The 287-nt window shown below is 30.3% G+C and carries 1 protein-coding gene; it reads left to right on the top strand.

Annotated elements, in window-relative coordinates; translation table 11 throughout:
• The coding region (locus tag ACWA1B_RS22515; protein ID WP_456910823.1) for a LytTR family DNA-binding domain-containing protein at positions 1-197 on the top strand (197 nt) is incomplete at its 5' end.
• Between the last annotated feature and the right edge of the window lie 90 nt (positions 198-287).

Raw genomic sequence — 287 nt, 5'->3', positions numbered from 1 at the left:
TAGAGATTTTAGAACAGGAATTAGACAAAAAGGATTTCTTTCGCGTAAGCAGAAAATTTATTGTTCCGCTAAAAGCGATTAAAGAAATTCAGGTTTATACCAATTCACGTTTAAAAGTTATTCTTCCAACTTACAAAGAAGATGAGGTAATTGTAAGTCGAGAAAAAGTTCAGGATTTTAAAAGCTGGCTGGGATAGTTTTTTTTAATGTGAAATGTAAAATGTAAGATGCAAAATGTGCATTATAATTTCAACGGATTAAAATCCGTTGCTACAATATTTTTGCCA

Source organism: Flavobacterium xizangense (genome assembly GCF_054075145.1).
This window is presented reverse-complemented; position numbering and strand designations above follow the sequence as displayed.